Annotated in this window: 24 protein-coding genes and 1 pseudogene; 7 read left to right on the top strand and 18 right to left on the bottom strand. The window is 71.9% G+C overall.

Translation table 11 applies throughout. The annotated features are described in order from the left end of the window. Window positions 1–3 precede the first annotated feature (3 nt). Window positions 4–1,009: pseudogene (locus ACFWRT_RS21895) on the top strand (hypothetical protein). A gap of 8 nt (window positions 1,010–1,017) precedes the next feature. Here the strand turns inward: ACFWRT_RS21895 and ACFWRT_RS21890 are convergent. Next, window positions 1,018–1,536, bottom strand: a complete 519-nt coding sequence (locus ACFWRT_RS21890) for a proline dehydrogenase (RefSeq protein WP_380950234.1) — start codon at window positions 1,534–1,536, stop codon at window positions 1,018–1,020. Between the two features lie 37 nt (window positions 1,537–1,573). Between ACFWRT_RS21890 and ACFWRT_RS21885 the strand changes: the two genes are divergently transcribed. After that, window positions 1,574–2,050: a GNAT family N-acetyltransferase gene (locus tag ACFWRT_RS21885; RefSeq protein ID WP_380950235.1), complete on the top strand. Its 477-nt coding sequence runs from the start codon at window positions 1,574–1,576 to the stop codon at window positions 2,048–2,050. Between the two features lie 22 nt (window positions 2,051–2,072). Here the strand turns inward: ACFWRT_RS21885 and hemC are convergent, their stop codons facing one another. The 9 genes from hemC to ACFWRT_RS21840 all read right to left on the bottom strand — a co-directional run bounded on the left by hemC (window position 2,073) and on the right by ACFWRT_RS21840 (window position 9,910). Continuing rightward, window positions 2,073–3,005: a hydroxymethylbilane synthase gene (gene hemC, locus ACFWRT_RS21880; protein WP_380950236.1), complete on the bottom strand. Its 933-nt coding sequence runs from the start codon at window positions 3,003–3,005 to the stop codon at window positions 2,073–2,075. Between the two features lie 18 nt (window positions 3,006–3,023). Continuing rightward, window positions 3,024–3,524: an O-methyltransferase gene (locus tag ACFWRT_RS21875; RefSeq protein ID WP_380950237.1), complete on the bottom strand. Its 501-nt coding sequence runs from the start codon at window positions 3,522–3,524 to the stop codon at window positions 3,024–3,026. Window positions 3,525–3,591: 67 nt separating this feature from the next. Then, window positions 3,592–4,572 (bottom strand): hypothetical protein, encoded by a 981-nt coding sequence (locus tag ACFWRT_RS21870; protein WP_380950238.1) that lies wholly within the window; start codon window positions 4,570–4,572, stop codon window positions 3,592–3,594. A 128-nt stretch (window positions 4,573–4,700) separates the two neighbouring features. Continuing rightward, on the bottom strand, window positions 4,701–5,171 hold the full coding sequence (locus tag ACFWRT_RS21865; RefSeq protein WP_380950239.1) for a GNAT family N-acetyltransferase: 471 nt from the start codon (window positions 5,169–5,171) through the stop codon (window positions 4,701–4,703). Between the two features lie 41 nt (window positions 5,172–5,212). Continuing rightward, the gene (locus ACFWRT_RS21860; RefSeq protein WP_380950240.1) at window positions 5,213–6,016 is read right to left on the bottom strand and encodes an SDR family NAD(P)-dependent oxidoreductase; all 804 of its coding nucleotides are present in this window, start codon (window positions 6,014–6,016) and stop codon (window positions 5,213–5,215) included. Next, window positions 6,013–7,182 (bottom strand): serine hydrolase domain-containing protein, encoded by a 1,170-nt coding sequence (locus tag ACFWRT_RS21855; protein WP_380950374.1) that lies wholly within the window; start codon window positions 7,180–7,182, stop codon window positions 6,013–6,015. Before ACFWRT_RS21855 ends, ACFWRT_RS21860 begins: the two co-directional genes overlap by 4 nt. A 121-nt stretch (window positions 7,183–7,303) precedes the next feature. Beyond that, window positions 7,304–8,095: an energy-coupling factor ABC transporter ATP-binding protein gene (locus ACFWRT_RS21850; RefSeq protein WP_380950241.1), complete on the bottom strand. Its 792-nt coding sequence runs from the start codon at window positions 8,093–8,095 to the stop codon at window positions 7,304–7,306. Then, the gene (gene cbiQ, locus ACFWRT_RS21845; protein ID WP_380950242.1) at window positions 8,083–8,844 is read right to left on the bottom strand and encodes a cobalt ECF transporter T component CbiQ; all 762 of its coding nucleotides are present in this window, start codon (window positions 8,842–8,844) and stop codon (window positions 8,083–8,085) included. Before cbiQ ends, ACFWRT_RS21850 begins: the two co-directional genes overlap by 13 nt. A 1-nt stretch (window position 8,845) precedes the next feature. After that, window positions 8,846–9,910 (bottom strand): energy-coupling factor ABC transporter permease, encoded by a 1,065-nt coding sequence (locus ACFWRT_RS21840; protein ID WP_380950243.1) that lies wholly within the window; start codon window positions 9,908–9,910, stop codon window positions 8,846–8,848. A 252-nt stretch (window positions 9,911–10,162) separates the two neighbouring features. Between ACFWRT_RS21840 and ACFWRT_RS21835 the strand changes: the two genes are divergently transcribed. Continuing rightward, complete coding sequence (locus ACFWRT_RS21835; protein WP_380950244.1) at window positions 10,163–10,651, top strand: SsgA family sporulation/cell division regulator; 489 nt, start codon at window positions 10,163–10,165, stop codon at window positions 10,649–10,651. A gap of 44 nt (window positions 10,652–10,695) precedes the next feature. Here the strand turns inward: ACFWRT_RS21835 and ACFWRT_RS21830 are convergent, their stop codons facing one another. Then, window positions 10,696–11,481 (bottom strand): GbsR/MarR family transcriptional regulator, encoded by a 786-nt coding sequence (locus tag ACFWRT_RS21830; RefSeq protein WP_380950245.1) that lies wholly within the window; start codon window positions 11,479–11,481, stop codon window positions 10,696–10,698. A 223-nt stretch (window positions 11,482–11,704) separates the two neighbouring features. Here ACFWRT_RS21830 and ACFWRT_RS21825 point away from each other — a divergent pair, with 223 nt between their 5' ends. Genes ACFWRT_RS21825 through ACFWRT_RS21815 form a run of 3 tightly spaced genes read left to right on the top strand, consistent with a single transcriptional unit; the run spans window position 11,705 to window position 14,174 of the window. Next, window positions 11,705–12,382 carry a DUF4097 family beta strand repeat-containing protein gene (locus ACFWRT_RS21825; RefSeq protein ID WP_380950246.1) on the top strand — a complete coding sequence of 226 codons (678 nt, stop codon included), beginning with the start codon at window positions 11,705–11,707 and terminating at the stop codon, window positions 12,380–12,382. A 26-nt stretch (window positions 12,383–12,408) separates the two neighbouring features. Next, window positions 12,409–13,386 (top strand): ATP-binding cassette domain-containing protein, encoded by a 978-nt coding sequence (locus tag ACFWRT_RS21820; RefSeq protein ID WP_380950247.1) that lies wholly within the window; start codon window positions 12,409–12,411, stop codon window positions 13,384–13,386. Then, window positions 13,383–14,174 carry an ABC transporter permease gene (locus ACFWRT_RS21815; RefSeq protein WP_380950248.1) on the top strand — a complete coding sequence of 264 codons (792 nt, stop codon included), beginning with the start codon at window positions 13,383–13,385 and terminating at the stop codon, window positions 14,172–14,174. Before ACFWRT_RS21820 ends, ACFWRT_RS21815 begins: the two co-directional genes overlap by 4 nt. Window positions 14,175–14,451: 277 nt before the next feature. On the opposite strand, the gene ACFWRT_RS21810 is transcribed toward ACFWRT_RS21815, so the two are convergent. Next, window positions 14,452–16,692, bottom strand: a complete 2,241-nt coding sequence (locus ACFWRT_RS21810) for an MMPL family transporter (protein WP_380950249.1) — start codon at window positions 16,690–16,692, stop codon at window positions 14,452–14,454. 130 nt (window positions 16,693–16,822) lie between these two features. Next, on the bottom strand, window positions 16,823–17,395 hold the full coding sequence (locus ACFWRT_RS21805) for a TetR/AcrR family transcriptional regulator (RefSeq protein WP_380950250.1): 573 nt from the start codon (window positions 17,393–17,395) through the stop codon (window positions 16,823–16,825). Window positions 17,396–17,603: 208 nt separating this feature from the next. Between ACFWRT_RS21805 and ACFWRT_RS21800 the strand changes: the two genes are divergently transcribed. Further along, the gene (locus tag ACFWRT_RS21800; protein WP_380950251.1) at window positions 17,604–20,996 is read left to right on the top strand and encodes a S41 family peptidase; all 3,393 of its coding nucleotides are present in this window, start codon (window positions 17,604–17,606) and stop codon (window positions 20,994–20,996) included. 49 nt (window positions 20,997–21,045) lie between these two features. On the opposite strand, the gene ACFWRT_RS21795 is transcribed toward ACFWRT_RS21800, so the two are convergent. From ACFWRT_RS21795 to ACFWRT_RS21775, 5 genes are all read right to left on the bottom strand, one after another. Beyond that, the gene (locus ACFWRT_RS21795; RefSeq protein WP_380950252.1) at window positions 21,046–22,491 is read right to left on the bottom strand and encodes a glycosyltransferase family 39 protein; all 1,446 of its coding nucleotides are present in this window, start codon (window positions 22,489–22,491) and stop codon (window positions 21,046–21,048) included. Window positions 22,492–22,744: 253 nt separating this feature from the next. Next, window positions 22,745–22,960 carry a hypothetical protein gene (locus tag ACFWRT_RS21790; protein ID WP_319175907.1) on the bottom strand — a complete coding sequence of 72 codons (216 nt, stop codon included), beginning with the start codon at window positions 22,958–22,960 and terminating at the stop codon, window positions 22,745–22,747. A 111-nt stretch (window positions 22,961–23,071) separates the two neighbouring features. Then, the gene (locus ACFWRT_RS21785; protein WP_380950253.1) at window positions 23,072–23,983 is read right to left on the bottom strand and encodes an SDR family oxidoreductase; all 912 of its coding nucleotides are present in this window, start codon (window positions 23,981–23,983) and stop codon (window positions 23,072–23,074) included. After that, window positions 23,980–24,960, bottom strand: coding sequence for an alpha/beta fold hydrolase (locus ACFWRT_RS21780; RefSeq protein ID WP_380950254.1), 981 nt, complete (start codon window positions 24,958–24,960; stop codon window positions 23,980–23,982). Before ACFWRT_RS21780 ends, ACFWRT_RS21785 begins: the two co-directional genes overlap by 4 nt. Continuing rightward, entirely contained in the window at window positions 24,957–26,546 is a 1,590-nt protein-coding gene (locus tag ACFWRT_RS21775; protein ID WP_380950255.1) for a flavin-containing monooxygenase, read from the bottom strand. The genes ACFWRT_RS21780 and ACFWRT_RS21775 overlap by 4 nt, the downstream gene beginning before the upstream one ends. Window positions 26,547–26,561 lie beyond the last annotated feature (15 nt).

The following is a 26,561-nucleotide window of genomic DNA, read 5'->3' as shown; positions in this document are numbered from 1 at the left end:
CCGATGGATACCCCGCAGAATACTGCGCTCACGCGCGCCCTGACAGAGCTTCCCGGGCCTCTCCCGGCCCGAGGCGTGATCCACATCGTGATCCCGCACACCGACCGCTTCACCGTCGTCGGCAACCACCTCGCCCAGCACGCCGACCTGAGCACGGTCGCCGTGGGCCTCGCCGTACGTATCCAGTCGCTGCCTCAAGGCACCGAGATCGGCATCAAGGCGCTCGCCGCCCGCCTCCCCGAGGGCGAGAAGCTCATCGCCGCCGCCCTGCGCGAACTGGAAGCCCACGGCTACCTGCGACGAGCCGTGACCAACCTGCCGGACGGCCGGATCGTCACCCGCACGGTCTTCTGCAACCAGCCAACGGCGCTGCTACGAGCCCGGGTTGCTGCGCAGCTACCCGCCAGACCGCAGACCCCGCCGCAACCGCAACCGCAGCAGCAGCCGCCGCCGGTGCAGGATCCCGCGCCCGAGCAGCCCGCAACCGAGCCCCCCCGCAGCACCGGAACCGCCCGCCCCGCAGGATCACGCCCCCTTCGTCTCGCTCGTCCCGCCGCCCACCGCGCCCAGGCAGCCGCCCCCGCCCCTCCCCCAGCCCCGCGAACTCACCGCCGAACTGCACCGCGCCGCCATCGCGCTCCTCAGCGACCTCCGCCGCCACGCCCCCCGGTTCACGCTCTCGGAGAGCGACGTCCGCCAGCTCGCCCCCGCCGTCGCGGCCTGGCTGGAACGCGACGCCCACCCCGACACCATCCGCCACGCCCTCACCAACGACCCGCCCAGGCTCCTCCGCCACCCCGCCAAACTCCTCAAACACCGCCTCGCCACCCTCCTCCCCCCGCCCCTCCCCGGCGCCGACGACCTCGCGCCACCGCCCACCCGCCCCCGCGTCACCGTCACCCCCTTCCAGACCTGCGACGGCTGCGAACGCGCCTTCCGCTCCCCCACCCCTGGCTACTGCCGCGACTGCCGCGCCACACACGGCCCCGCACAGGCAGCCGCCGCCTGAGCGTGACGTCACTCGGCCTTGCCGAGCGTGCTGCGGGCAGCGAGGCGGAAGTCCTTGACCGCTTGGTAGAGGGTGCGCTCCCGTTCGGCGGCCAGGACCATGTGCTCGGCCTTGTCAGCGGTGTCGCCCGCGCGGGCGTTCTCCACCATCCGCCGCGCGACCTGCGAGAGATCCCTGGAGGCACCGGCCACGCGTTCCGCGGCATCCGCGACGGATTCCGGCCCTTCGAGGATGACGACCTCGCAGGCGCGGTGGACCTCGCGGGCCAGGCTGACGAAGCGGTCCGTCCTCTCGTCGAGGCCGGGCATATCGGGCCGGTCCGAGCGCAGAGCGTCCAGGACGGCGTCCATGGCGATATCCCGGTCGTGGAGGGCGCTGAGGTACCGGGCGTACGCGTCGCGGCGGTGCTGACGACTCCACTGGGTGTGCTGGGACCGTGCCTGAACACGACCGCTGACGATCGCGGCGCCGAGGGTGGCGACGCAACCGATGGTGGCGCCCAGCAGTGCGGCAAGTCCTGAGTCCATGAAGCCCAGTCTGCCGCCACGACTACGCTCCCAGCCCATGACCACCACCACGCGCAGCGAAGACGGGAACAGGGACAAGAACAAGGGCAGCGGCCGAGCTGACGGGTACGAGATCGACACCGACCCGGACCGCCTCGACATCGGCCTCGTACACCACTGGCTCTCCACGGACGCCTTCTGGGCCCTCGGCCGCAGCCGCGACACCGTCGAGCGGTCCATGCAGGGATCGCTCAACTTCGGTGTGTACGAGGCCGACGGAGGGCAGGTCGCCTACGCCCGCGTCGTCACGGACCGAGCCACCTTCGCCTGGCTCTGCGACGTCTACGTGGCACCCGCGCATCGCGGCCGGGGACTCGGAGCCCGCCTGGCCACCGCCGTCCGCGACCACCTCGCCCCGTACGAACTCAAGCGGACGATGCTCGCCACGGTCGACGCCCACGAGCTGTACGCGAAGGTCGGGTTCACCCCCGTACCCGATCCGGAGCTGCTGATGATCCTGAGCAGCGAGCGGTAGACCTCTGGTGGAGAGCGGGCCGTCAGTGGGCGATGCTGTCGATCAGCTCCCTGGCCCCCTGGCGCAGCAGGGCGACCGCGACGGACGTGCCCAGGGTGGCCGGGTCGAGCGGCCCCGCCCATTCGTGGGCGTTGAGGACGGTCTTGCCGTCGGGGGTGAAGACCTTGGCCCGGAGCGACAGGTCGCCGTTCCGTTCGACCTGGGCGTATCCGGCGATGGGGCTGTTGCAGTGCCCCTGGAGCACGTGCAGGAACATCCGCTCGGCGGTCGTCTCGCGGTGGGCCGCCGGGTCGCCGAGCCCGCTCACGGCGTCGATGAGGTCGGTGTCGCCCTCGCGGCACTGGAGGGCGAGGACCCCCGCACCGATCGGCGGGCACATCACCTCGGGCGACAGGATCTCGGTGATCACGTCGGGGCGGCCGATGCGCTCCAGTCCGGAGGCGGCCAGAAGCAGCGCATCGGCCTCACCAGCGGCGAGCTTCTCCAGCCGCCGGTTGGCGTTGCCGCGCATCGGTACGCAGACGAGGTGCGGGTGCGATGCGGCGAGCTGGGCGGAACGGCGGACGGAGGACGTACCGATACGTGTCCCGGCGGGAAGCTCGTCGAGGTGCAGGCCGGCGGGGTGGATCAGCGCGTCACGGATGTCGTCGCGCCGGAGGAAGGCGGCGAAGGCGGTGCCGGCGGGCAGGGGCCTGTCCGCCGGGATGTCCTTGACGCAGTGCACCGCCAGGTCCGCCTCCCCCGCCAGGAGGGCGGCGTCCACCTCCTTGGTGAACGCACCCTTGCCCTCCACCGCACTGAGATCGCCCATCCACTTGTCACCTGTCGTCTTGACCGGGACGACTCCGGTACGGGTGCCGGGGTGGAGCACGGCCAGCTCGGCACGGACGCGCTCCACCTGGGCGAGCGCCATGGGAGAGTCGCGGGACACGATGCGGATCAGATCAGCGGACATGCGGTTCACGATAGACCGTCAGATACGAGTTCCGATGAGAAGCCCTGATGCCCATGTTGCTGTCGTTCCAAGCAAGTTGGACTGTTCGGGCAGGCGTGCGAGAAAGTCGTCGACACGCGCCTGGTGGCCGCTGGGCCAGGTCGACTGCGGCAACAGGTCGTCGACGACGTAGAGACCTCCCGGCTCCAGCAGCCCGATCAGGTCGCCCAAGCGGTGGAACTTTCCGGGGCGGCAGTCGACGTAGGCGAGGGCGAGAGGCGGCCCGGAGTAGCTGTCGAGCCAGGCGTCGGCGTCGGTCGCCACGAATGCCGCACGGGCGTCGTGGCCCAAGTGGGCGATGGCCACAGCCTGGTGCGCGGGGTCCGTCTCGACGCTGGTCAGCCGGGCGTCCGGCCGCATGCCATGAAGCAACCAGGACGCTCCGGCACCGACCCCCGTACCCAGTTCGACCATGTGTCCACCGGGCTTGGACGCGGCGAGCGTGGCGAGGAGGGAGCCGGTCCGGTCCTCGCACGACATGGCGAACCCGAGACGGGTCGCGTCCGCGAGAATCGCGTCGAGCGCAGCGGGACGGAAGTACGGGCGGTCATCCAGGGTTCCGCTCCAGGTATGTGGCCACCTGCTCGGCGGCGAACGTCAGCACGTGGTCCGCACCCGCGCGCCGGAGCATGGCGAGGTACTCGGTCATGCCCTCGGAGCCCAGCTGTCTCAGAGCAGGCCACTCGCCGGAGGTGGAGTACGCGACGAGCGGCGCCTCCTGGTCGGCCCGGAGCCGCACGAGGACATCGACCGCCGTCATAACCGGCTGGAGGGTGAGTGAGTCCGCGCCCTCAACGATCCAGCGCCGGGCCTGGACCACGGCGTCGCGCTGGGCCCGGCCCGGTTCGAGCTGAAGTCCACGCCGGTGACCGGTGGCCGGGTCGGTGGCCATCAAGGCTTTGAACGGCCCGTACAGCGTCGTGTGGATCGCCAGGTTGGGATTGACTCCGACATCGCGGAACCCCCCGTCGTCCAGAGCGGCACGAACAGCGCGCACCGAGCCGTCGAGCATCGCAGTGGGCGATACGACATCGGCGCCGGCCTCGGCGTGCTGAACGGCCATCTCGCCCATCAGCCGGTACGTGGCGTCGAGGTCGATATCTTCGGCGCGGGTACGCAGCACGCACTCGCCGCTGCTGGTCCAGGAGCAGCCGCACACCTCGGTGGTCACAGCCAGGTCCGGTGCGGCAGCACCGATCGCCGAGACCGCCTGGACCATGAGGTTGTCTGCGGATACTGCCGCTGTCGCGGCAATATCGCGATCGTGGCCGAGGACGAACACCTTCACGCCGCCGATGCCGAGCCCACTCCAGCGGTTCACGGTCCGCCGTACGTCCGAAAGGTGCACCGCCCCAGGGAGGCTCCCGGCACCGGAGTGCCCATCGGGGAGGACCAGGAGCGGCGCTCCGAGATCTCCGGCGGTGAGCGCGGGGCGGGTGTAGAGGGCGCGCACGGCGGGCCGGGCACGCGAGGGGTTGACGCCGTCAGGGCCGGCGGCCGGTAACGGCCGTTCGGTGAGTGCGGTCATGCGCCTAGTAGATACCGACATCCTGTCGGCAAAATAGGGCGCGCGGAATCAGTACAGGGAGCGCACGCAGGGCGCGAGCACTCCCCCTGCGAAGCACGCAGACGTCGGAGACGCCCATCACCCCCCCCCTACGCCCACTCCGCCACCACCTCGCCGTCCTCCTCCACCCCCGTCGGCCGGAAGCCGAGCGCCTCGTAAAGGTGGGCGGCGGCCTCGTTGGACGGGGCGTAGGAGAGGCGGACCGCTGTGCAGCCGACGCGGGCCGACAGCCACGTCGTCAACGTGCGTACGGCGGCTGCGCCGATGCCTCGGCCCTGGTGGGCGGCGTCGATCAGCATGCCGCCCATCCAGTACGAGCCGTCCTCGTCCCGCGCCCACATGATGTGGCCGGTCACCTCGTCGCCGGCCAGGACCGCCAGGGAGTTCCAGGTGTCCTCGCGGGCCGTCAGGACGAGGTAGCGGGCCGCCAGCGCCGGAACCCAGTCGCGCTGGTCGTCGCGCGGGGCGCAGTCGGCGACCGCCCGCCAGTTGTCCGCGTCCACCTCGTGGAGGGTGACGGGGCGGCCCGCCTTGTCGGTGCGGTCGTACGAGATGATCATGCGGGGAGGGTAGGTCCCCCGTGCGGCGCCGGGCTACGGATTTACGGCTGCGCCATCGCCTGGCGGAAGCCCGTGTTCACCGCCAGGATCCCGCCGTCCACCCGCAGCGTCGTCCCCGTGATCCACGACGCGTCGGCGGAGGCGAGGAAGGCGACGGCCGACGCGATGTCCTCGGGGGTGCCGACCCGGCCGAGAGGGTAGAGCGCGGCTGCTCGTTCCAGCTCCGCGTCGCGGCCCGACCAGGCCGCCGTGCGGATCGTGCCCGGGGCCACCAGGTTGACCCGTACGCCGCGCGGGCCCGCGTGGCCCGCCAGCGTACGGGTCAGGCTGGTCAGGCCCGCCTTCGCGGCGCTGTACGCGTGGCCGCCGAAGTCCTGCTCGCCGTTGACCGAGCCGATGGTGACGATCGCGCCCCGGCCCGAGGCCACCAGGTGCGGCAACGCGGCGCGGGCGCAGCGGAACGGGCCGGAGAGGGTGATGTCCAGATCGCGTTCCCAGATCTCGTCCGACTCGTCCTCGAAGAGCCGCTCGTCCTGGCCCGCCGCGTACGCGTTGTTGACCAGGACGTCCAGGCCGCCGAAGGTCTCGACCGCGTACGCCACCGCCGCCTCCACCGCCGTACGGTCCGCCACGTCGCAGGCCAGCGAGTCGGCCGCGTGGCCCGCCTCGCGTATCGCCGCCGCCGTGTCGGACGCGCGCCCGGCCTCCAGGTCGGTGACGAGGACCTTGGCGCCTTCCGCCGCCAGGCGGTGGGCCGTTGCCGCGCCGATGCCCTGGCCGGCGGCGGTGATCAGGACGCTGTAGCCATCGAAGCGGGCTGGAGTCACAGGCGTTTCAGGTGTCATAGCGCCGACCGTACTGCTCTGACCAGCGCCTGGGCACGGGGGTCCGCGGTGACTCCCTTCTGGAGGCCGTTGGTGACGTAACCCAGCGCGATGCCGGATTCGGGGTCGGCGAAGGCGAGCGAGCCGCCCCGGCCCGGGTGGCCGAACGAGCCGGGGCCCAGCAGCGGCGCCGCCGGGCCGTGCAGCATGTAGCCCAGGCCGAAGCGGGTGCTGACCACCAGGACCCGGTCCGGGCCCGCCGACTCCTCCGTGCGGGCCAGGGTGAGGGTCGCGGGGGCGAAGAGGCGGCGGTGGCCGTCGACCGGGCCGATCATCGCGGCGTAGCAGTGGGCCAGGCCCCGGGCGGTCGCGATGCCGCCCGAGGCGGGGAGTTCCGCCGTACGGTAGGCGGCGTCGTTCTCGTCGGGGAGCGGGTCGATCGCGCCGAAGGCACGGCGGGTGAGCGAGTCCGGGTCGCGGTAGGCGTCGACCACCGAGCGCTTGGGGCGGACGCGCAGGGCGCCGGAGGCGGCGGTGGTGGTGGCCGGGGGCTCCACCGGGCCGATGCGGCCGATGCGGTGGGCCTCGTCGGGCGGAAGCCCGAACCAGAAGTCCAGGCCGAGCGGGCGCGCGATCTCCTCCGCGATCCAGCGGCCGATGGTGCGGCCGGTGGCGCGGCGGACCAGTTCGCCGATGAGCCAGCTGTACGTCTGGGCGTGGTAGCCGTGGTCCGTGCCCGGCTCCCACTCCGGGCGCTGCGCGGCGACGGCCGCAGGACCGGTGACCCCGTCCGCGGCCTCGGCGGGCGTGAGGGCGCGGTCCAGGGCCGGGACCCCGGCGCGGTGGGCCAGGAGGTCGCGGACCAGGACGCGTTCCTTGCCGTTCGCCTTGAACTCCGGCCAGTACGTGGAGACCGGGGCGTCCAGGTCCACCTGACCGCGCTGGTGGAGGAGGAGGGGGACGGCGGCGGCGATGCCCTTGCCCGCCGAGCGCACGACCTGGACGGTGTCGACGGCCCACGGTTCGGTGCCGTCCACGTCTCTCGTACCGGCCCACAGGTCGACGACCTTGCGCCCGTCGCGGTAGACGGCGACGGCCGCTCCGCGCTCGCCCCGTTGCTCGAAGTTACGGACGAAGGCGTCCCGGACCGGTTCGAACCCGGGGGCCACCGTGCCCCGTACGTCCACGTCCCTGCCTGCCTCTGTCCCCGCCACCGCGCCCACGCCCTCGCTCATCCCTCCATGGTGCACGGCCGGGCCAGGTGCGCGGTGGGCGGGTCGCGGGTCTTCTCAGGCTGTCACGAGCTGTTTACGGCGACGGAACCGTCACCGACCTCGGGTCGAAGCCGAACGGCAGCTCCAGCCGGTGCGCCCGCATCAACTCCCCGTCGCAGAGCAGCTCCTGCGTACGGCCGTCGGCCGCGATCACGCCCTCGCTGAGGATCACCGCGCGCGGGCAGAGCTCCAGCGCGTACGGCAGGTCGTGCGTGACCATCAGCACCGTCACGTCCAACGAGCGCAGGATGTCGGCCAGTTCGCGGCGCGAGGCCGGGTCCAGGTTGGACGAGGGCTCGTCCAGGACCAGGATCTCCGGCTCCATCGCGAGGACGGTCGCCACGGCGACGCGGCGGCGCTGGCCGAAGGAGAGGTGGTGCGGCGGGCGGGCCACGTACTCCTCCATCCCCACCTGCGTCAGCGCCCGCACCACCCGCTCCTCCAGCTCGGGGCCGCGCAGGCCCGCCGCGGCCGGGCCGAACGCGACGTCCTCGCGGACCGTGGGCATGAAGAGCTGATCGTCCGGGTCCTGGAAGACGATGCCCACCCGGCGCCGGATCTCCGCCAGGTTCCGCTTGGCCACCGGGAGCCCGGCGACGTGGACCGTGCCCGAGCCCGCCTCCAGGATGCCGTTAAGGTGCAGGACGAGCGTGGTCTTGCCCGCGCCGTTGGGGCCGAGGACCGCGACCCGCTCGCCGCGCGCCACGGTGAGGTTCACCCCGAAGAGGGCCTGGTGGCCGTCGGGGTAGGCGTAGGCGAGGCCGCTGACGTCGAGCGACGGGGCGGCGGTCCGGGCATCCTTCGGGGAAAGGGTCACAGGGTCCATCCCAGCAGACAGATCGCCAGCGCGAGTACGGGGAGCGTCGCCGCGTACGCCCATTGGGTCCGGTCCGCCGTCACCTGGTCGATCACCGGCATCGCGCCCGCGTACCCCCGGCTGACCATGGCGAGGTGGACGCGTTCGCCACGCTCGTACGAGCGGATGAACAGCGCGCCCATGGAGGTCGCCAGGACGCCCCACTGCCGTACGCCGCGCGCCTCGAACCCCCGGGAGCGGCGGGCGATCGACATGCGCCGCATCTCGTCGGTGATGACGTCCCCGTACCGGATCATGAACGACGCGATCTGGACCAGCAGCGGGGGCAGCTTGAGGCGCTGGAGGCCCAGCAGGACGGCTCGCAGCTCGGTGGTGGAGGCCAGGAGCACCGAGGCGGCGACGCCGAGGGTGGCCTTGGCCAGCACGTTCCAGGCGCCCCAGAGGCCCGGGACGCTGACGGAGACGCCGAGGACGTCTGTCTGCTCACCGGGGACCACGAACGGCATGAGCAGCGCGAACGCGACGAACGGCACCTCGATGAGCAGGCGCTTCAACAGGAAGCCGGGCGGGATCCTCGCCACCACGGCGACGGCGGCGAGGAGCGCCGCGTACAGGCCGAAGGCCCACATCGCCTCGCGCGGGGTGCAGACGACCACGAGCACGAAGCCGAAGACGGCGGCCAGTTTGCAGTGCGGGGGCAGCCGGTGGACCGGGCTGTGGCCGTGCCGGTAGAGCTTGTGGGCGTGGCCGGCTCCCATGTCAGGCGTTCTCGTGATCGCGGTCGCGGGGCACGTCGCCGGGCTCCTCCTTGCGCCGGCGCACCACCCAGAAGACGCCGGTGCCCACGACCACCGTGGCGCTGACGCCGATCACGCCGGCGAGGCCGCCGGAGAGCCGGGCGTTCGCGATGTCGCCGACCCCGTAGTCGGCGAGCGGGGAGTCGGCCGCGCCGTGCTCCTCCACCTTCTCGTCGATGCCCTGGTCGGCGGCGACCCGTTCCAGGCCGTCCGGGTTGGCGGAGGCGTAGAAGGAGACGAACCCGGCGAGGAGGAAGGCCGAGACCAGGCCGGTGATCCAGAAGCCGCGGGTGGACCGGTGTGCGGTGGCCGGCTCGGGCTCACGGGTGGCGGCCGGGGCGTCGACCAGTTCGCCGTCGACCCGGAGTTTGAGGGGCGCGGCCAGGCCCTGGACGCCGTGGACGAGGTCGGGGCGGACGGCGAGGACGGCGCCGACGGTCAGCGCGGTGATGACCGCCTCACCGATCCCGATCAGGACGTGCACGCCGACCATGGCCGTGAACACCTTGCCGATCGGGATGTCGGTGGTGCCGCCGATCCAGTAGAGCAGCGTGAACGCGGCGGCCGACGCGGGTACGGAGACCAGCGCGGCGACGAACGCCGCGGCGGTCGCGGACCGGCGCGTGCGCGGCAGGAGGCCGGTGAGCAGACGGAACAGGCCGTACGCGACGACGACGGTGACCACACCCATGACGGTGATGTTCACGCCGAGCGCGGTGAGGCCGCCGTCCGCGAAGAAGATCCCCTGCATCAGCAGCACCACCGACAAGCAGAGCACCGCCGTGTACGGCCCGACAAGGATCGCGGCCAGCGCCCCTCCCATCAGGTGGCCGCTGGTACCGGCGGCCACCGGGAAGTTCAGCATCTGTACGGCGAAGATGAACGCGGCCACCAGTCCGGCGAGCGGTGCGGTGCGCTCGTCCAGTTCACGGCGCGCGCCGCGCAGGCTGACGGCGACCGCGCCGGCGGCGAACACCCCGGCGGCTACGGAGACAGGTGCATCGATGAATCCATCGGGTACATGCATGGGGAGGCTCCGCTTCCTGCGGTTCCGCACGGTGTCCGCGTCCGCGTGGACGCGGCTCTGCGGGCGGGGTCATGAACCCATCAATAATAGTGCTCTCTTGCGAACCGTGCGCAAGAGCGGGAGTCCGGCAGTCGAGATGCGCCCAGGGCCACGGATGCACCCAGGGTCACGGTGGGCGGGCGCTCACCGTGCCACTTCCGCGAAATATGGGACATTAGAGGGCAGAGCGACACATATAGGAGGAGCCGGCCTATGTCCCCTGTGATCGAAGAACACGCACGTGCCCGGCTCATCACCGATGGCCCCCTGACCCGTCCGGTCCCGGTCGACCTGCGCTACGACCCGGCCGACGAACGGCGCACCGTCCACATAGGACTGCCCGACGGCACCGACTGGGCGTTCGGCCGCGACCTCCTGGAACGCGGCCTGCGCACCCCCATCGAGCGCGGCGCCGTCCGCGTCTGGCCCTGCGGCCGTACGCAACTGATCGTGGAGCTGCACTCGACGGACGGGGTCGAGGTGTTCCAGTTCGAGATCCGGACGCTGATCCGCTTCCTCGCCCGGACCCGTACGCAGACACCGGCGGCGCCACCGGACGGCAGCCGCGAACCGCAGCCGCCGTCCCGCACGACCCGCCCCGACCAGGGCGTCACGCAGGAGAGGGGCGCCAGCCCGGAGAAGGGCACCCACCCGGAGAAGGGCGCCCGCCCGGAGCGGGGCGCCCAGCCGGCCCGCGGCTGAACGGCGACCCCGGAGCACTGATGGGCGGCCCCGTTCGGGGCCGCCTATCCGCGTTCCGGTCCCGGCCCGGCGGAGCCTTCCGCTTCCTCCCGCGACGCCGATGAGGCCTGACGGCCCGACAGCGCGGACGTGTGGAGGACCTCGCGCGCCTGCTCCGCGGCCCGGGCCATCGCCTCCGAGACGAAGTCGAGGAAGCGGGCGACGCCCTCCAGGCGGGCGGCGGCCGGAGTGCCGACGCCGAGCACGCCGACACCCTGCCGCGCGGTCTCGACGACCTGGGCCGTGGTCTGGATGCCGACCATCATCGACCGGTACCAGATCTCGTCGTCGACGGTGTAGCGCTCGCGGCGGCGTTCGTCGCGCTCCCGGCGGACCATGCCCTGACTGTCGAGGAACGCGACCGCCTTGGAGACGGATGCCGGGCTGACCTGGAGGCGCCGGGCGAGCTCCTGCGCGGTGAGGCTGCCGGAGTCGGTGAGGGTGAGGCAGGCCAACACCCGCGCCATCATCAACGGCATACCCGACTCCATCATGGCCGTGGCGAACACCTCCTCGAACTCGCGTACGGCATCGGCATCGCGCCCGTACGGCTGGACCGACACCTGCGGCTCCTGTGGCGCGGCCCGCTTCCGCCGGTGCGCGCGGCGCTCGGTGGCTCGGTGGGCCAGCTCGGCACGGTAGGCGGTGGGGCCGCCGTTGCGCATCACCTCACGCGTGACGGTCGAGGTCGGACGGTCCAGACGCCTCGCGATCTCCGCGTAGGCGAGACCGTCGGCCAGCCCCAGCGCGATCTGCTGACGTTCCTGCTGAGTGAGCCTGCCTCCCGGCATCGGGCCTCCTCCTTCATGGTCACGGAACCCTGACTATAGCGTTCACCTTCACTTCATTGCAACGAAGCGTGCACCGTCGTTGCATTAATCGAGAGCGGCATTGCAACGAAATTGCGACTTTGAGCTGCAAGAATGGGCTTCCATCGCAACTAGTCTGTTGAGCAATCCATAAACGCAACGTAGCTTTTCGCTCATCGGAAACGACGAGCCCCAGGAGAGCGCGATGCGAAAGTTCACCACCACCGCCACCACCACCGCCCCGATCACCGCCGTCCTCGACATCCCCGTCGGACGCATCCAGCTCATCGCGGCCGACCGGACCGACGCCACGGTCGAGGTCCTCCCCTTCGACGCATCCCGGAGCCGGGACGTGAAGGCCGCGGAGCGGGTCGAGGTCACCTTCGGCGAGGGCGTCCTGCGCATCACCGCGAAGGCCCCCGAGAAGCGGCTCATCGGGCACTCCGGCTCGGTCGAGGTGACCGTCCAACTGCCCGCCGGCTCCCACGTGGAGGCACACGCGGAAGCCACCGAACTCCGCGGCGTCGGACGCCTCGGCGCGGTCGCCTTCGACGGCGCCTACCGCCGGATCAAGATCGACGAGGCGGACGGCGTCCGCCTCACCGCGGTCGAGGGCGACGTCGAGATCGGCCGGCTGAGCGGCCCCGCGGAGATCACCACCACGCGGGGGGACATCCGGATCGCCGAGGCCGTGCGCGGCACGGTCGCGCTCCGCACGCGGTCCGGCGACATCTCGATCGCCGCCGCGGCCGGCGTCCCGGCCGCCCTGGACGCCGGGACCGGTGCCGGCCGCGTCAGCAACGCCCTCAGGAACGACGGCACCGCCGAACTCGACATCCGCGCCACCACCTCCCACGGCGACATCACCGCACGCAGCCTCTGACCCGTACCCACCAAGGAGAAGCGACCATGACTCATCCGGCCATCGCGGCGACCGGGCTGCGGAAGTCGTACGGCGAGAAGACCGTCCTGGACGGCATCGACCTGACCGTCCCGGCGGGCACGGTCTTCGCCCTGCTCGGCCCGAACGGCGCGGGCAAGACCACCGCCGTGAAGATCCTCTCCACCCTCGTCACCCCCGACGCGAGCTCCGGCGCGATCCGGGTCGGGGGCCACGACCTGGCCGCCGACCCGCAGGCGGTCCGCGCCGCGATCGGTGTCACCGGCCAGTTCTCCGCCGTCGACGGGCTGATCACCGGCGAGGAGAACATGCTCCTCATGGCCGACCTGCACCACCTGCCCCGGCCCGAGGGGCGGCGGGTCGCCGCCGAACTGCTGGAGCGCTTCGACCTGGTGGACGCCGCGAAGAAGCCCGCCTCCACCTACTCCGGCGGCATGAAACGCCGCCTGGACATCGCCATGACCCTCGTCGGCAGCCCGCGGATCATCTTCCTCGACGAGCCGACCACCGGCCTCGACCCCCGGAGCCGCCACACCATGTGGCAGATCATCCGCGGGCTGGTCTCCGGCGGCACCACCGTCTTCCTCACCACCCAGTACCTGGAGGAGGCCGACCAGCTCGCCGACCGTATCGCGGTACTGAACGGCGGGCGGATCGCCGCCGAGGGGAGCGCCGAGGAACTCAAGCGGCTCGTCCCCGGCGGTCATGTCCAGCTCCGCTTCACCGACCCGGACGCCTACCGGAGCGCCGCCGGGGCTCTGCGCGGGAGCACCCGGGACGACGGGGCTCTCACCCTGCGGATCCCCAGCGACGGCAGCCAGCGCGAGCTCCGCGCCGTCCTCGACCGGCTGGACTCCGCCGGCGTCCAGGCGGACGAACTGACCGTGCACACCCCTGACCTCGACGACGTGTTCTTCGCCCTGACCGGCCCCGACATCCCGAACCAGAACCAGAACCAGAACCAGCCCAAGGAGAACGTCCGATGAGCGCCCTCTCCCTCGCCGCCCGCGACACCACCACCATGCTGCGCCGCAACCTCCTGCACGTCCGGCGCTATCCGTCCCTCACCCTCAACCTGCTCCTCACACCGGTCATGCTCCTGCTGCTCTTCGTCTACATCTTCGGCGACGTGATGAGCGCGGGCATAGGGGGCGGGGACCGCTCCGACTACATCGCCTACATCGTCCCGGGCATCTTGATGGTGACCATCGGCTCCACCGTGATCGGGGCGGCGGTGTCCGTCTCCACCGATATGACCGAGGGCATCATCGCCCGCTTCCGCACCATGGCGATCCACCGCGGCTCCGTGGTCATCGGACACGTCGTCGGCAGCGTGCTGCAGGTCCTCGCCAGCCTCGTCGTCGTCGGCGGCGTGGCCGTGGCCATCGGCTTCCGGTCCGTCGACGCCACCGCCCCGGAGTGGCTGGCCGCCTTCGGCCTGATCACCCTGTTCGCCCTGGCGCTCACCTGGATCGCGGTCGGGATGGGCATGGCCAGCCCGAACGCGGAGGCGGCCGCCAACAGCGCCCAGCCGCTGATCCTGCTGCCGCTCATCTCCAGCGCCTTCATCCCGGCGGACACCATGCCGGGCTGGTTCCGGCCGATCGCCGAGTACCAGCCCTTCACCCCGGTCATCGAGACCGTGCGCGGCCTGCTGCTCGGCACCGAGATCGGCCACAACGGCTGGCTCGCCGTCGGCTGGAGCGTGGCCCTGGCCGTGCTCGGCTACCTGTGGTCGAAGTCGCTCTTCCGCCGCGACCCGGCAGCGCACTGATCGCGGGGCGGCCTACTGATCGCGGGGCGGCGCCGGCCTCCCCCACCAGGCCGGGGCGCCGGCTGCCCCCTCCTGATCGCCCACAGCAGGAAGGCCCCCGTGCTCATCGCACGGGGGCCTTCTCTGTGCCCCGGTCCCCCGTCCCCACAGGTAACCGGCGCTTCCGGGGCCGCGCTCCGCTCAGACGCGGCCCCGGGGTTCGAAGGGGACTCGAACGGCTCGACGGAGCCCCCGTACAGCTCATCCGGACGACTGATCCAGACGACCTGGGCGGGCCTCAGACGCGTACGAGCTCGCGCTCGCCGCCGTCACCGCCCTCGGAACCGGAACCGGAACCGGAGTCGGCGGGCTCGTCCGTCAACTGCTTCTGCAGCTTCTCGCCCTCCACGTCCACGTTGGGCAGCGCCCGGTCCAGCCAGCGCGGCAGCCACCAGGCCTTCCGGCCCAGCAGGGCGAGGACGGCCGGCACGATCGCCATGCGCACCACGAACGCGTCGAACAGGACGGCGATGGCGAGCGAGAAGCCGATCATCTTGATCATCTGCTCGCTGGAGCCGATGAAGCCCGCGAAGACCGCCATCATGATCACGGCCGCCGCCGTGACCACCCGGGCGCCGTGCTTGAAGCCGGTCACGACGGCCTGGCCGGGGCTCTCGCCGTGGACGTACGCCTCGCGCATCCGGGTGACGAGGAAGACCTCGTAGTCCATCGCGAGACCGAAGACCACACCGACCATGAAGATCGGCATCATGCTCATGATCGGACCGGTCTGCTCGACCCCGAAGAGCGAGCCGAGCCAGCCCCACTGGAAGACCGCGACGACCGCGCCGAGCGCCGCGACCACCGAGAGCAGGAAGCCGAGGGCCGCCTTCAGCGGGACGAGGATCGAGCGGAAGACCAGCATCAGCAGCAGGAACGCGAGGCCGACGACGAGTGCCAGGTAGGGCAGCAGCGCGTCGTTCATCTTCTGCGAGAAGTCGATGTTCATCGCGGTGGCGCCGGTGACCAGGACCTCGGCCCCGGTGTCCGCCTTGATGTCCTTGCCCGCGTCACGGATGTCGTGGACGACCTCCTCCGTGGCGTGCGAGGACGGCCGGTCCTTCGGGATGACCGTGATCATCGCGGTGTCGCCGGCCTTGTTGAACGTGGCCGGGGTGACGGTGACGACACCGAGCCCTTCGATCTCCTCGCGGACCCGCTCGGCCGCGCCCTTCGCGTCGGAGCTGCCCTTGCCGTCCATGACGATCATCAGCGGGCCGTTGAACCCGGGGCCGAAGCCCTCGGAGAGGGTGTCGTACGCCTGGCGCTGCGTGGTCGACTTCGGCTGGGCGCCGTCGTCGGGCAGGCCCATCTCCAGCGAGGCGGCCGGTACGGCGATGACGCCGAGGCCGAGGACGCCGACCAGCAGGACCCAGACCGGGCGGCGCAGCACGAACCGTGCCCAGCGGGTGCCCATGTTCGGCTTGGCCTCGGGGCGGTTCTCCGCCTCGGCGGCCTTGCGCGCCTTGCGGCCCATGACCCGCTTGCCCGCGAAGCCCAGCAGGGCCGGGACGAGGGTGAGGGCGATGACCACGGCGATCGCGACCGTACCGGCGGCGGCGAAGCCCATCTTCGTCAGCATCGGGATGTTGACGACGGCGAGGCCGACCAGGGCGATGACCACGGTCAGGCCCGCGAAGACGACGGCGGAGCCGGCCGTACCGACCGCCCGCCCGGCGGCTTCCTCGCGCTCCCGGCCCTCGGCCAGTTCGGCGCGGTAGCGGGAGACGATGAAGAGGGCGTAGTCGATGCCGACCGCGAGGCCGATCATCATGGCGAGCGTCGAGGTGGTCGAGCCGAGGTCCAGGACGGTGGCGAGGGCCGTGATCAGCGAGACCCCGATGCCGACCCCGATCAGGGCGGTCAGCAGCGGCAGCCCGGCCGCTATCAGTGAGCCGAAGGTGATGACCAGGACGACGGCGGCGATGGCGACCCCGATGATCTCGGCGGCCCCGGTGTGCGGCATGACCTGGAGCGCGTCACCGCCGATCTCCACCTTCATGCCGCTGTTCTGCGCGTCCGTGCCCGCGCCCTTCAGCGAGTCCGTCGTCGCGTCGGTCAGCTCCATGGAGTTGACCTTGTACGCGACCGAGATGTACGCCGTCGAACCGTCCTGGCTCACCGCCTTGGTCTCGAACGGGTCGGCGACCGAGGCGATCTGGTCCGAGCCGGACTGCAGTTCCTCGACGATGCCGGTGATCTCGGTCTTGTTGGCCGAGTCGGTCACCTTCTCGCCCTCGGGCGCCTTGAAGACGACCCGGGCGGTGGCCCCGTCGGCACTGGAGCCGGGGAAGCGCTGTTCCAGCAGGTCGAAGGCGCGCTGCGCCTCCGTACCGGGGATGGAGAAGGAGCTGGAGGTGGCGGTGGACGCGGAGGCGGCGCCGAATCCGGCGAGCGCCAGCAGTGCCACCCAGATCAGGGCGACATAGCGGCGGCGGCGGAAGGTGAGCCGTCCGAGCTTGTAGAGGAAAGTGGCCACGAGGGCGTACTCCCGGTCAGGTCGTGTGAGTGGAATGGGGCGTGCGGAACCGGCCCGACGACGAGAGCGGCGTGTCAGGGGTCAGGTGAAGCCTCGGGGAGAGGGCCGTGCGGGTGGTGCGGCGGGGACGTCAGACTCCGAGAGCGGGGAGAATCACGGAGTCCACGTAATCGATGAGGAACGCCTGGTCGAGCGGGCGGTCCTCGATCAGCTGCCGGGCGGCCAGCGCGCCGACCAGCATGTGCGGGATGTACTTCAGCGCCGGGTTGTCCGGACGCAGCTCACCCCTCTCCACCGCCCGTTGCAGCAGTTGGTCGAGGCCGGTCATCTCCGGCTCGATCAGCAGCTCACGCAGGGCCTGGAGCAGCTCGGGGAACTCATGGACGGCATGGCTCAGACCCCGCATCAGCGCGGCGTCCTTCTCCATCTGGCAGTCGTCGGTCCGGCTCAGCGCGGCATGGAAGTCCCCGCGCAGCGAACCGGTGTCGATGTCCGCGAGGCTCCCCGGCTTGTTGTGCCGCAGCGCCTTCGCGACCAGCTCGGGCTTCGAGCCCCACTGGCGGTAGAGAGTGGCCTTGCTGGACCGGGTGCGGGCGGCGATGGCGTCCATGGTCAGGGCGTCGTAACCGACCTCGCGGAGGAGATCGAGCACGGATTCGTACAGTTCGCCCTCACGCTCGGGGGTCAGCCTGGTGCGTGCCATGTGCCGACCTCCTTCGTGCGTCAGTCCACCGCTCGTGCGTCAGTCCACCGCTTCGGTGTTCCGCGCATCCGTTCCGTTCCGTTCATCATCGAACGAAACCGTTTCGTACACCTGAACCGTACCCCTCCCGTCCAGCGAAACGAAATCGTTTCGCTTGTGGGCTGCACCACAAGTTGCCCCGGGCCTCCCGCGCGGAAAGCATGAGGGGGTGAGTGATGACGTGGCGTACCTCCGGTTTCCCCATCTCCACCAGGACATGCTCTGCTTCGCGGCCGAGGACGACCTCTGGGTCGCGCCGCTCGCCGCCGCCGGCCACCGGCCGGGACGGGCCTGGCGGGTCACCGTCGACCGGACCCGGGTCAGCCATCCCCGCTTCTCGCCCGACGGCACCTCCATCGCCTACACGACCTGGCGCACGCTCGACCCGGAGATCCACCTCGCCCCGGTCGACGGCGGCCCGGCCCGCCGGCTCACCCACTGGGGCTCGACCGACGCCCGGGTCTGCGGCTGGACCCCCGATCCGCCCGACTCCACCCACATCCTCGCCGTCTCCTCGCACAACCAGCCGTTCTCGTACTTCTCCTGGGCCTACAGCGTCCCCACCGACGGCAGCCCCGGCGGCAGGCTCCCCTGGGGCCCGGTCACCGACATCGCGGTCGCCGACCTCGACGGGGAGCGCCGCACCCTGCTCCTCACCGGCACGCCCCCGCACGAACCGGCCGCCTGGAAGCGCTACCGGGGCGGGGCCATGGGCCGCCTCTGGCTGCACGGCGAGCGGCTGCTGCCGGACATCGACGGGCACCTCGCCAACCCGATGTTCGTCGGCCGGCGCATCGCGTTCCTCTCCGACCACGAGGGCGTCGGCAACCTCTACTCCTGCCGGACCGACGGCAGCGACCTGCGCCGCCACACCGACCACGACGCCTTCTACGCCCGCAACGCCGCGAGCGACGGCCACCGGGTCGTCTACCAGTGCGCCGGCGACCTCTGGCTGGTCGAGGACCTGGAGTCGCCGGACGCCACGCCGCGCAAGCTGGAGGTACGGCTCGGCGGGCCGCGCACCGGCCGGCGCCGCCACCAGGTGCCCGCCGCCAGCAACGTCGACTCGCTCTCCGTCGACGAGACGGGCCGGGCCAGCGCCGTCACCGTGCGCGGCAGCCTCTACTGGCTCACCCACCGCGACGGCCCCGCCCGCACCATCAGCGACACCCCGGGGGTACGGGTGCGGCTGCCGGAGATGCTGGGCAGCGGGGGGCAGGTCGCGTACGTCACCGACGCGGACGGCGAGGACGCGGTGGAGATCGCCTACCTGCCGCGCGCCAGCGGCGACCGGGCCCCGCGCCGGCTCGCCTCGGGGCAGCTCGGCCGCGTACAGGAGATGATCTCCGACCCGGACGGCGAACGCCTCGCTATCGCCTCGAACGACGGCCGGCTGCTGCTCCTGGACACGGGAGAGCCGGAGGTGGCCGAGGTGGCGGACAGCGCTCCCAGCGGCTCCACCCGCGCCGACCTCTACGCGGCGACCGGCGCGGCGGTCCTGGACAGCGCGGCCCCGGTCGACGAGCACCCCGGCCTCACCGAGCTGATCCGCTCGGTCAACGGGCCCGTCCGCGACCTGGCCTTCTCCCCCGACGGCTCCTGGCTGACCTGGTCGCACCCGGGCATCGGCCGCTCGCTGCGGCAGATCAAGCTGGCCCGGATCTCCGGCCCCGGCGCCCCGGTGATCGTGGACGTCACCAACGGCCGCTTCGAGGACGAGAACCCGGTCTTCACGGAGGACGGCCGCTACCTCGCGTTCCTGTCCTGGCGGGGCTTCGACCCGGTGTACGACGTCCACACCGGCGACCTCTCCTTCCCGCTCGGCTGCCGCCCGTACCTGGTGCCGCTCTCGTCGGCGACCCCGTCCCCCTTCGCGCTCTCCCCGGACGGGCGCCCGGCGGCGGGCGGCCTGGACCCGATAGACGTCCCGGAGGGAGGGGTCGGTACGGGTGAAGGGTCCACGGTCCTGGTGGAGTTCGAGGGCCTGGAGAGCCGGGTGACGCCGTTCCCGGTCTCCGCCTCCAAGTACTCGGCGCTCGCCCCCGTGAGCGGCGGCGGGCTGGTCTGGCTGCGCTGGCCGATCTCGGGGGCGCTGGGCGAGACGTTCGCCAACCCGGCCGACATGTCGGGGCGCCCCACCCTGGAGCACTTCAACATCGCGAAGGCGCGGAAGACCGAACTGGTCGGCCACCTCGACTGGTTCGCGGTCAGCGGCGACTGCTCGCGCCTGGTCGTGATGGACGACGGCGAACTCCGCGCCGTACCGGCCACGGAGCCGGGCGACGGCGACTCCACGGTCTATCTGGACCTGCGCCGCATCCTGCACGACGTGGACCCGGGGGCGGAGTGGCGGCAGGCGTACGGGGAGGCGGGCCGGATCATCCGCTCGTACTTCTGGGACCCGGACATGTGCGGCATCGACTGGGACGGCGTCCTGGACCAGTACCGCCCCCTCGTCCAACGGGTCGCCTCACCGGACGAGTTCGCGGATCTGCTGCGCGAAGTCCTGGGCGAGCTGGGCACCTCGCACGCGTACGTCTCCCCCGCCCGCCGCAACGAGGGCCCGCCGCACTACCAGCGCGCGATCGGCCTGCTCGGCGCCAACCTAGTCTGTCGGGAGGGTACTTGGGTGGTCCAGCGCATCCTGCCCGGCGACTCCTCCGACTCCAAGGCCCGCTCCCCGCTGGCCGGTACGGGCATCCGCGAGGGCGCCGTCCTCACCCACGTGGACGGCCGCCCGGTGGATCCGGTGACGGGCCCGTTCCCGCTGCTGGAGGCGGCGGGCGGTACGACGGTGGAGCTGACGTTCACCCCGGCGGGCGGCGGTCCCTCGCGCCGGGTCGCGATCCTGCCCCTGGTGGACGAGCGCCCGCTGCGCTACCAGGACTGGGTGGCCAAACGGCGTGAGGTCGTACGGGAGTTGAGCGGCGGCAAGTGTGGCTATCTGCACATCCCGGACCTGGGCGGCTCCGGCTGGGCCCAGTTCAACCGGGACCTGCGCCTGGAGGTCTCGCGCCCCGCCCTGATCGTGGACGTACGGGGCAACGCGGGCGGCCACATCAGCGAGCTGGTGGTGGAGAAGCTCACCCGCAAGATCCTCGGCTGGGACCTGACCCGCAACGCCCAGGCGGTGAGCTACGCCTCCAACGCCCCACGCGGCCCGGTCGTCGCCCTCGCCGACGAGGCGACCTCGTCCGACGGCGACATGATCACCGCCGCGTTCCGGCTGCTGAAGCTCGGCCCGGTGGTGGGCCAGCGGACCTGGGGCGGGGTGGTCGGCATGACCGGCCGCCACCGGCTCGGCGACGGCACGTCGATCACGGTGCCGATGAACGCCGCCTGGTTCGACGCGTACGGCTGGTCGGTGGAGAACCACGGCGTGGAACCGGACGTGACGGCGCTGCGCACCCCGCTGGACTGGGCGGAGGGCAGGTACGCGGTCCTCGACGACGCGGTCCGCCTGGCCCTGGACCTCCTGTCCGCCCACCCGGCCTCGACCCCACCCTCGTACGACACGGCCCCGGATCTACGGAGGCCGCCGTTGCCGCCGCGGAGCGGCTGAGCCCCGGGTCCGGAGCCCCGAGCCGCTTGAGCAGAGTCCGGGCGATGGCTCAGCGGGCCGCCGGACGCCGCTCGTAGACCGTCACCCGGCGGCCCCGGGCCTGTTCGTCGGCGACGGGCCTGAAGTGGGTGCGCAGCACGGAGGTCTTCGCCCGCTCCCGTTCGGTGGCGGGCGGGCGGGCCACCCCGGGGGCGTCCGTCACCAGCAGGATGCGGCGCTGGGCCAGCATCGCCGCCCGTATCCGGTCCGGCCGGGCCTCCGTGCCCTTCAGGGTGCCGGACTCCTCGGGGCCCCGCGCCAGAGCTATGTCCCGGAGGCCGGCGAAGGCGTCCGGGGAGACCAGTCGGGTGTCCCGCCGTGCCGCCGGGATGAACAGCACCGCGTCGCCGGGCTTCTTCATCCGCCGGATCTCCCCGGCGGCGGTGAGGACGTCGTCCACCCGGCTCGCCGGGGACCGTTTGGCGAGCGCCTGGGGCAGCAGGGCCGCCACCGCCATGGCCATCACCACGGGGAGGACCCAGGGCGCGGCTCGCGGGCGGTGACGTGCGACGGCCTCGACCGCCGCGCCGATGGCGACGCCGATCAGCAGGGCGAGGCCCAGCAGGCTGAAGAGGACGTACCGGTCCAGGAACAGCGGCTGGATCAGGGAGAGTCCGACGAGGCAGACCTGCGGCACCGCCAGCAGCGGCAGCCCGACGGCCGCCGCCGAGAGCCGCCGCGCCCGGGGGCGGTCGAGGAGGGCGCCGGCGCATCCGATGGCCAGCAGGATCGCCGGGCCGATCAGCATGTGCCAGGTCAACGGCGGTATCCAGGACACCTGCGCGGACTGGCTCCGGCTGAACAGGACCAGCGGCAGCACACAGGCCACGGCGGCCACGGCGGCGGCCGTCCAGCGCTTGCCGGTGGCCCGGTCCGCCCGGCTCCGGAGCAGGGTCGCCAGATGCGCCGGGAGGATCAGGAGCGAGAGCCAGTTCAGCAGGCCGGACACCGCGACCGCGGAGCCGTACGCGACCCAGTGCACCGCCCGGCCCCGCCCCTCCGCCAAGGTGACCAGGAGCAGCGTGGAGATCCCGGCCCCGGCCGCCACCAAGGCGTACGGGCGCCCCTCCTGGAGGTAGAACTGCGCCGCCGGCAGCAGCCCGAGCGCCAGCCCGCCGCCGAGGCCCGCCCACGGGCCGGCCAGCCGGTGGCCGAGGGCCGCCACACAGGAGGCGGCCACCGCCATGGCCACCACTGACGGCAGCCGCAGGACGGCGGTACCGGGCCCGAACAGGTCGAACAGCCCGTGCATCAGCAGGTAGTAGAGCCCGTGCACCACATCGACGTTGCCGAGCATCTGCGTGATCTCGGCGGTGGAGCGGCGGGCCACCTGCCAGGTCGCGGCCTCGTCCCGCCACACGCTGTCCTGCCGCGACAGCCCCCACAGGCCGAGCGCGAGCGTCCAGAGCGCCGGTATCGAGCGGACGAGAAGAGGACGCGGCGACGAAGGACGCACCGTATGAGCTGTGGACACGAAGAAGGGGGCTTTCCGGAACGGCTGTGGTGCAGGGCACGGCGACAGAGACCCCGAGGCCCCCGCACCGACCCTGCATCGTACGCACAGCAGTTCCGTATTCGATCAAAGAGACGGAAAAGCCCTGGCTCCGGACAGCAAGAAGGAGGCGCATCCGGTCACCCGGATGCGCCTCCTGACGCGACGCGCACGCACGCGCACGGCGCAGCGCGCACGCGTCACACCTCAGCGACCGTCAACGGTCGAAGCGCTCGCGCGCCTGGTCCGTCGCGTCCTGAGCCCGGTCCCGCAGGCCGGTCGACGCGTCGGAGCCGTGCTGCTGCTGGTCGCGGTTGCGGTCGCGACCCTTCGAGCCCCGCTCCTGGGCCTCGTCCTTGCCCTGACCGGCCTTCTGCTTGGCCTGGTCGGCGAGGTCCTGCGCCTTGTCCTTGAACTGGTCTGCGATACCCATGCTGTTCACTCCTGTGGGATGCCTGGGGGTACGTGTGGGATGGCCCCCAGCGGGGCCGTGCTCAGCGTTGCACGACCCGACATCCCGCGCATTTCGGACCGCTACGGACCGTTACGCACGGTCAGCGCGCTCGGCGCGCTCGGCGCGCTCGGTTCGCGCGTCCTGGTCCGCCGCTCCCCCGGCCCCCACCAGACCCTTCGGCACCGTGTGCAGCCGCGGCTCGAAGCGCCGCATCTCGCGCTGTCCGCCGATCGCGATGACGGACGGCAGGTAGCCGCGGACCGACTGCATCCCCCGCAGCCACCACTGGGCGTACACATGCGGGGAGCGCCGCGCGATCCCGTCCACGATGCGCTCGACGGCCGGGCCGAGCGGGTACGTACGGTTCATCGGCCACGGCAGCCGCTGCCTCAACTCCCGCATCACGTCGTCCTGGTCGGCGCCGCGCACCATGTCGGTGTCGGTCCAGGAGAGGTAGCCGACGCCGACCTTGACGCCCTTGTAGCCGACCTCGGCGCGCAGGCTGTGCGCGAACGCCTCCACGCCCGACTTGGAGGCACAGTACGCCGTCATCATCGGCGCCGGGGTGATCGCGGCCAGCGACGCTATCTGGAGGAAGTAGCCGCGGCTCTCCATCAGCACCGGCAGGAACGCCCGCCCGGTGACCGCCCCGCCGATCAGGTTCACCTCGATGACCCGCCGCCAGGCGTCCGGGTCCGAGTCGGCGAACGGGCCACCCGAGGCGACCCCCGCGTTGGCGACGACCACGTCGACCTTGCCGAACCGCTGCTTGACCTCGCGCGCCACCTGGGCCATCGCCGTGTGGTCGGTGACATCGGCGAACCAGTGGTCGCTCTCGCCGTGCAGCCGCTCGGAGACCTTCTTCAGCTCGTCCGGCTCCAGGCCGACGAGCGCCAGCGTCGCCCCGCGCGCCGACAGTTTGCGGGCCAGCAGCTCGCCCACGCCCCGGGCCGCGCCGGTGACGACGACGACCTGGCCCTCCAGACTCCGCCTGCTGCTCATGCGACATCCTCCTTCTCGGACGGGGCGGCCGTGTTCCCAGCCGTGGTGGCGGTGTTCTCAGCCGTGGTGGCCGTCGGGGGCGCGACGTACCGGGTGGTCAGTTCCCTGAGCTTCGCCGTGACCGCCTCCGGGGCCTCCATCGGCGTCATGTGCCCCACGCCGGCCAGCTCGGTCAGTCCGAGGCCGACCGGCAGCGCCGCCGCGATGACCCGGGCGTGGACCGGAGGGGTGAGCCGGTCGTCCGTACCGGCGATGACCGCCGTCGGCACCCGCAGTTCGCGTACGTCCGCCGTCACGTCCAGCTCGGCGAGTACGTGGCCCCATCCCACCCGGGCGCGGCGCGGACAGGCGTGCACGATCCGGGCGCAGGCGTCGACCCGCTCCGGGGCCGAACCGACGCCCATCGTGGCGTACTTGAGGAGCTTCTTCGAGACCGGGGTGACCGGCCCGAGCGGCGCCTTCGCCCCCAGGACCGTGGCCGTGAGGCGGGTCCGGAACGCGCTCGCCCGCAGCGGTACGACGGTGGCCTCGGCGGTGAGCCGGCCGCTGCCGGTCGAGCAGAGCAGGACCGCTGCCGCGTGCTCGCGCAGGCCGGGGCGGCGGGCCGCCGCCATCAGCGTCATCCCGCCCATGGAGTGCCCGGCCAGCACCGCCTTCCGCCCGGGGGCGAGGGTGGCGGCGAGCACCGCTTCGAGGTCGTCGGCGAGCGCGTCGACGCTGTAGCCGCCGGGGCCCGGTTCGGGGGTGAGGCCGTGGCCGCGCTGGTCGTAGGCGATGACGCGGTGGTCGGCGGCGAGGTCCCGGATCTGCGCGGCCCAGAAGTGGGTGTTGCAGGTCCAGCCGTGGGCGAGGACCACGGCCGGCGCGTCCTCGGGGCCGTGCAGCTCGACGTGGACGCGGGAGCCGTCGGCGGACGTGACGAAGAGTTCGCTCGCGGGGACGGGCGGGGCGTCGTCGCGGTGCAGGAGGCGGCTCATCGGGCGGCCTCCTCGGCCACCGCGTCCCCGGCAGCCACCGCGTCCCCGGCGACCACCGTCTCGCGCTCGTGACGCCCCGGCTGTGCCGGTACATGCAGGCCGCCCGGCTTCACGGCCGCCCGGATGACGTCGTACTCCGCGAGGTCCACCGACCGCGTCTGCCGCCGGAACTCACCCGTCGTACCCGGCCAGACCGTCGTGTTGCGGCCCTCCGCGTCCAGGTACCAACTGGTGCAGCCGCCGGTGTTCCACACCGTGCGCTTCATCCGCTCCTGGACCTTGTGGTTCCACGCGGTGACGGAGGTGGAGCGGGCGCCGAGCGCCGCGCGGCCGCCGAGCACGTTCAACTGGCGCAGGTAGTCGGCCATGTAGTTCAGCTGGGACTCGATCATCAGGATCATCGAGGAGTTCCCGAGGCCCGTGTTGGGGCCGATGATCGTCATCCAGTTGGGGAACCCGGCGGCGGTCGCGCCGCGCAGCGAGTTCATCCCGTCCTTCCAGGACTCGGCGAGCGTGATGCCCTCCTCGCCGACGACCCGCTCCGCGATCGGCATGTCCGTCACATGGAAGCCGGTGCCGAAGATGATCGCGTCGACCTCGGCCTCGCTGCCGTCGGCGGCGACGACGGTGGAGCCGCGTATCTCGCTGAGCCCGGAGGCCACGACGTCCACATTGGGCTGGGCGAGGGCCGGGTAATAGGTGCTGGAGAGCAGGATGCGCTTGCAGCCGATGCGGTAGTCGGGCGTCAACTTGGCGCGCAGCGCCGGGTCCTTGATGGCCCGCGCCATGTTGGACTTGGCGAGCTTCTCCACCAGGCCGAGCTGGTCGGGGTGCTTGGTGAAGGCGCTGACCTGCAACTCCCTTATGCCCCAGAGCAGTCCACGCCGTGCGGTGCCGGTGGCGGGTACCGCCCGGTGCAGTGCGCGCTCGGCCTTGCTGATGGTGCGGTCGACGCGCGGCATGACCCACGGAGGCGTGCGCTGGAAGAGCGTGAGCCTGGCGGTCTTCGGCTGGATCGCCGGGACGATCTGGATGGCGGAGGCGCCCGTTCCGACCATCGCGACCCGCTTGCCCGCCACGTCGTAGTCGTGGTCCCAGCGCGCCGAGTGGAAGACCTTGCCGGGGAAGGAGTCCAGCCCGGGTATGTCGGGCATCTTGGGGTCGGAGAGCGGCCCGGTGGCGGAGATGACGACATCCGCGCGCAGGGTCGTGCCGTTCGCGGACTCGATCACCCAGTACAGGTTCTCCTTGTCCCAGCTCATCAGCTTCACCTCGTGGTTCAGCCGGATGTGCGGGCGGAGCCCGAAGGTGTCGGCGACGCGCTCCAGGTAGGCCCGGATGTGCTCCTGGCCGGAGAAGGTGCGCGGCCAGTCGGGGTTCGGGGCGAAGGAGAAGGAGTAGAGGTGGGACGGTACGTCGCAGGCGCAGCCCGGGTAGCTGTTGTCCCGCCAGGTGCCGCCCACCGATCCGGCCCGCTCCAGGACGACGAAGTCGGTGATGCCTTCGCGGCGCAGCCGGACGGCGGCCCCGAGGCCCCCGAATCCGGTTCCGATCACCGCCACACGTACGTGTTCCTGCTGGGCCATGCTGCCGCCTCCCCG

The organism is Streptomyces cyaneofuscatus (assembly GCF_042718795.1).
GTDB classification, from domain to species: Bacteria; Actinomycetota; Actinomycetes; order Streptomycetales; family Streptomycetaceae; genus Streptomyces; species Streptomyces cyaneofuscatus_A.
Note: the sequence above shows the minus strand (reverse complement) of the source record. Positions and strands in the feature narration are given on the sequence as shown.

Bases quoted from the DNA above. Each gene is read 5' to 3' on its own strand.
- ACFWRT_RS21885 (WP_380950235.1), top strand. From the start codon at position 1,574: ATGACCACCACCACGCGCAGCGAAGACGGGAACAGGGACAAGAACAAG.
- ACFWRT_RS21870 (WP_380950238.1), bottom strand. From the start codon at position 4,572: ATGACCGCACTCACCGAACGGCCGTTACCGGCCGCCGGCCCTGACGGC.
- ACFWRT_RS21805 (WP_380950250.1), bottom strand. From the start codon at position 17,395: ATGGCACGCACCAGGCTGACCCCCGAGCGTGAGGGCGAACTGTACGAA.
- ACFWRT_RS21835 (WP_380950244.1), top strand. From the start codon at position 10,163: ATGTCCCCTGTGATCGAAGAACACGCACGTGCCCGGCTCATCACCGAT.
- ACFWRT_RS21830 (WP_380950245.1), bottom strand. From the start codon at position 11,481: ATGCCGGGAGGCAGGCTCACTCAGCAGGAACGTCAGCAGATCGCGCTG.
- ACFWRT_RS21785 (WP_380950253.1), bottom strand. From the start codon at position 23,983: ATGAGCAGCAGGCGGAGTCTGGAGGGCCAGGTCGTCGTCGTCACCGGC.
- ACFWRT_RS21840 (WP_380950243.1), bottom strand. From the start codon at position 9,910: ATGCATGTACCCGATGGATTCATCGATGCACCTGTCTCCGTAGCCGCC.
- ACFWRT_RS21815 (WP_380950248.1), top strand. From the start codon at position 13,383: ATGAGCGCCCTCTCCCTCGCCGCCCGCGACACCACCACCATGCTGCGC.
- ACFWRT_RS21850 (WP_380950241.1), bottom strand. From the start codon at position 8,095: ATGGACCCTGTGACCCTTTCCCCGAAGGATGCCCGGACCGCCGCCCCG.
- ACFWRT_RS21780 (WP_380950254.1), bottom strand. From the start codon at position 24,960: ATGAGCCGCCTCCTGCACCGCGACGACGCCCCGCCCGTCCCCGCGAGC.
- hemC (WP_380950236.1), bottom strand. From the start codon at position 3,005: ATGTCCGCTGATCTGATCCGCATCGTGTCCCGCGACTCTCCCATGGCG.
- ACFWRT_RS21890 (WP_380950234.1), bottom strand. From the start codon at position 1,536: ATGGACTCAGGACTTGCCGCACTGCTGGGCGCCACCATCGGTTGCGTC.
- ACFWRT_RS21865 (WP_380950239.1), bottom strand. From the start codon at position 5,171: ATGATCATCTCGTACGACCGCACCGACAAGGCGGGCCGCCCCGTCACC.
- ACFWRT_RS21790 (WP_319175907.1), bottom strand. From the start codon at position 22,960: ATGGGTATCGCAGACCAGTTCAAGGACAAGGCGCAGGACCTCGCCGAC.
- ACFWRT_RS21825 (WP_380950246.1), top strand. From the start codon at position 11,705: ATGCGAAAGTTCACCACCACCGCCACCACCACCGCCCCGATCACCGCC.
- cbiQ (WP_380950242.1), bottom strand. From the start codon at position 8,844: ATGGGAGCCGGCCACGCCCACAAGCTCTACCGGCACGGCCACAGCCCG.
- ACFWRT_RS21875 (WP_380950237.1), bottom strand. From the start codon at position 3,524: ATGTCGTGCGAGGACCGGACCGGCTCCCTCCTCGCCACGCTCGCCGCG.
- ACFWRT_RS21860 (WP_380950240.1), bottom strand. From the start codon at position 6,016: ATGACACCTGAAACGCCTGTGACTCCAGCCCGCTTCGATGGCTACAGC.
- ACFWRT_RS21820 (WP_380950247.1), top strand. From the start codon at position 12,409: ATGACTCATCCGGCCATCGCGGCGACCGGGCTGCGGAAGTCGTACGGC.
- ACFWRT_RS21775 (WP_380950255.1), bottom strand. From the start codon at position 26,546: ATGGCCCAGCAGGAACACGTACGTGTGGCGGTGATCGGAACCGGATTC.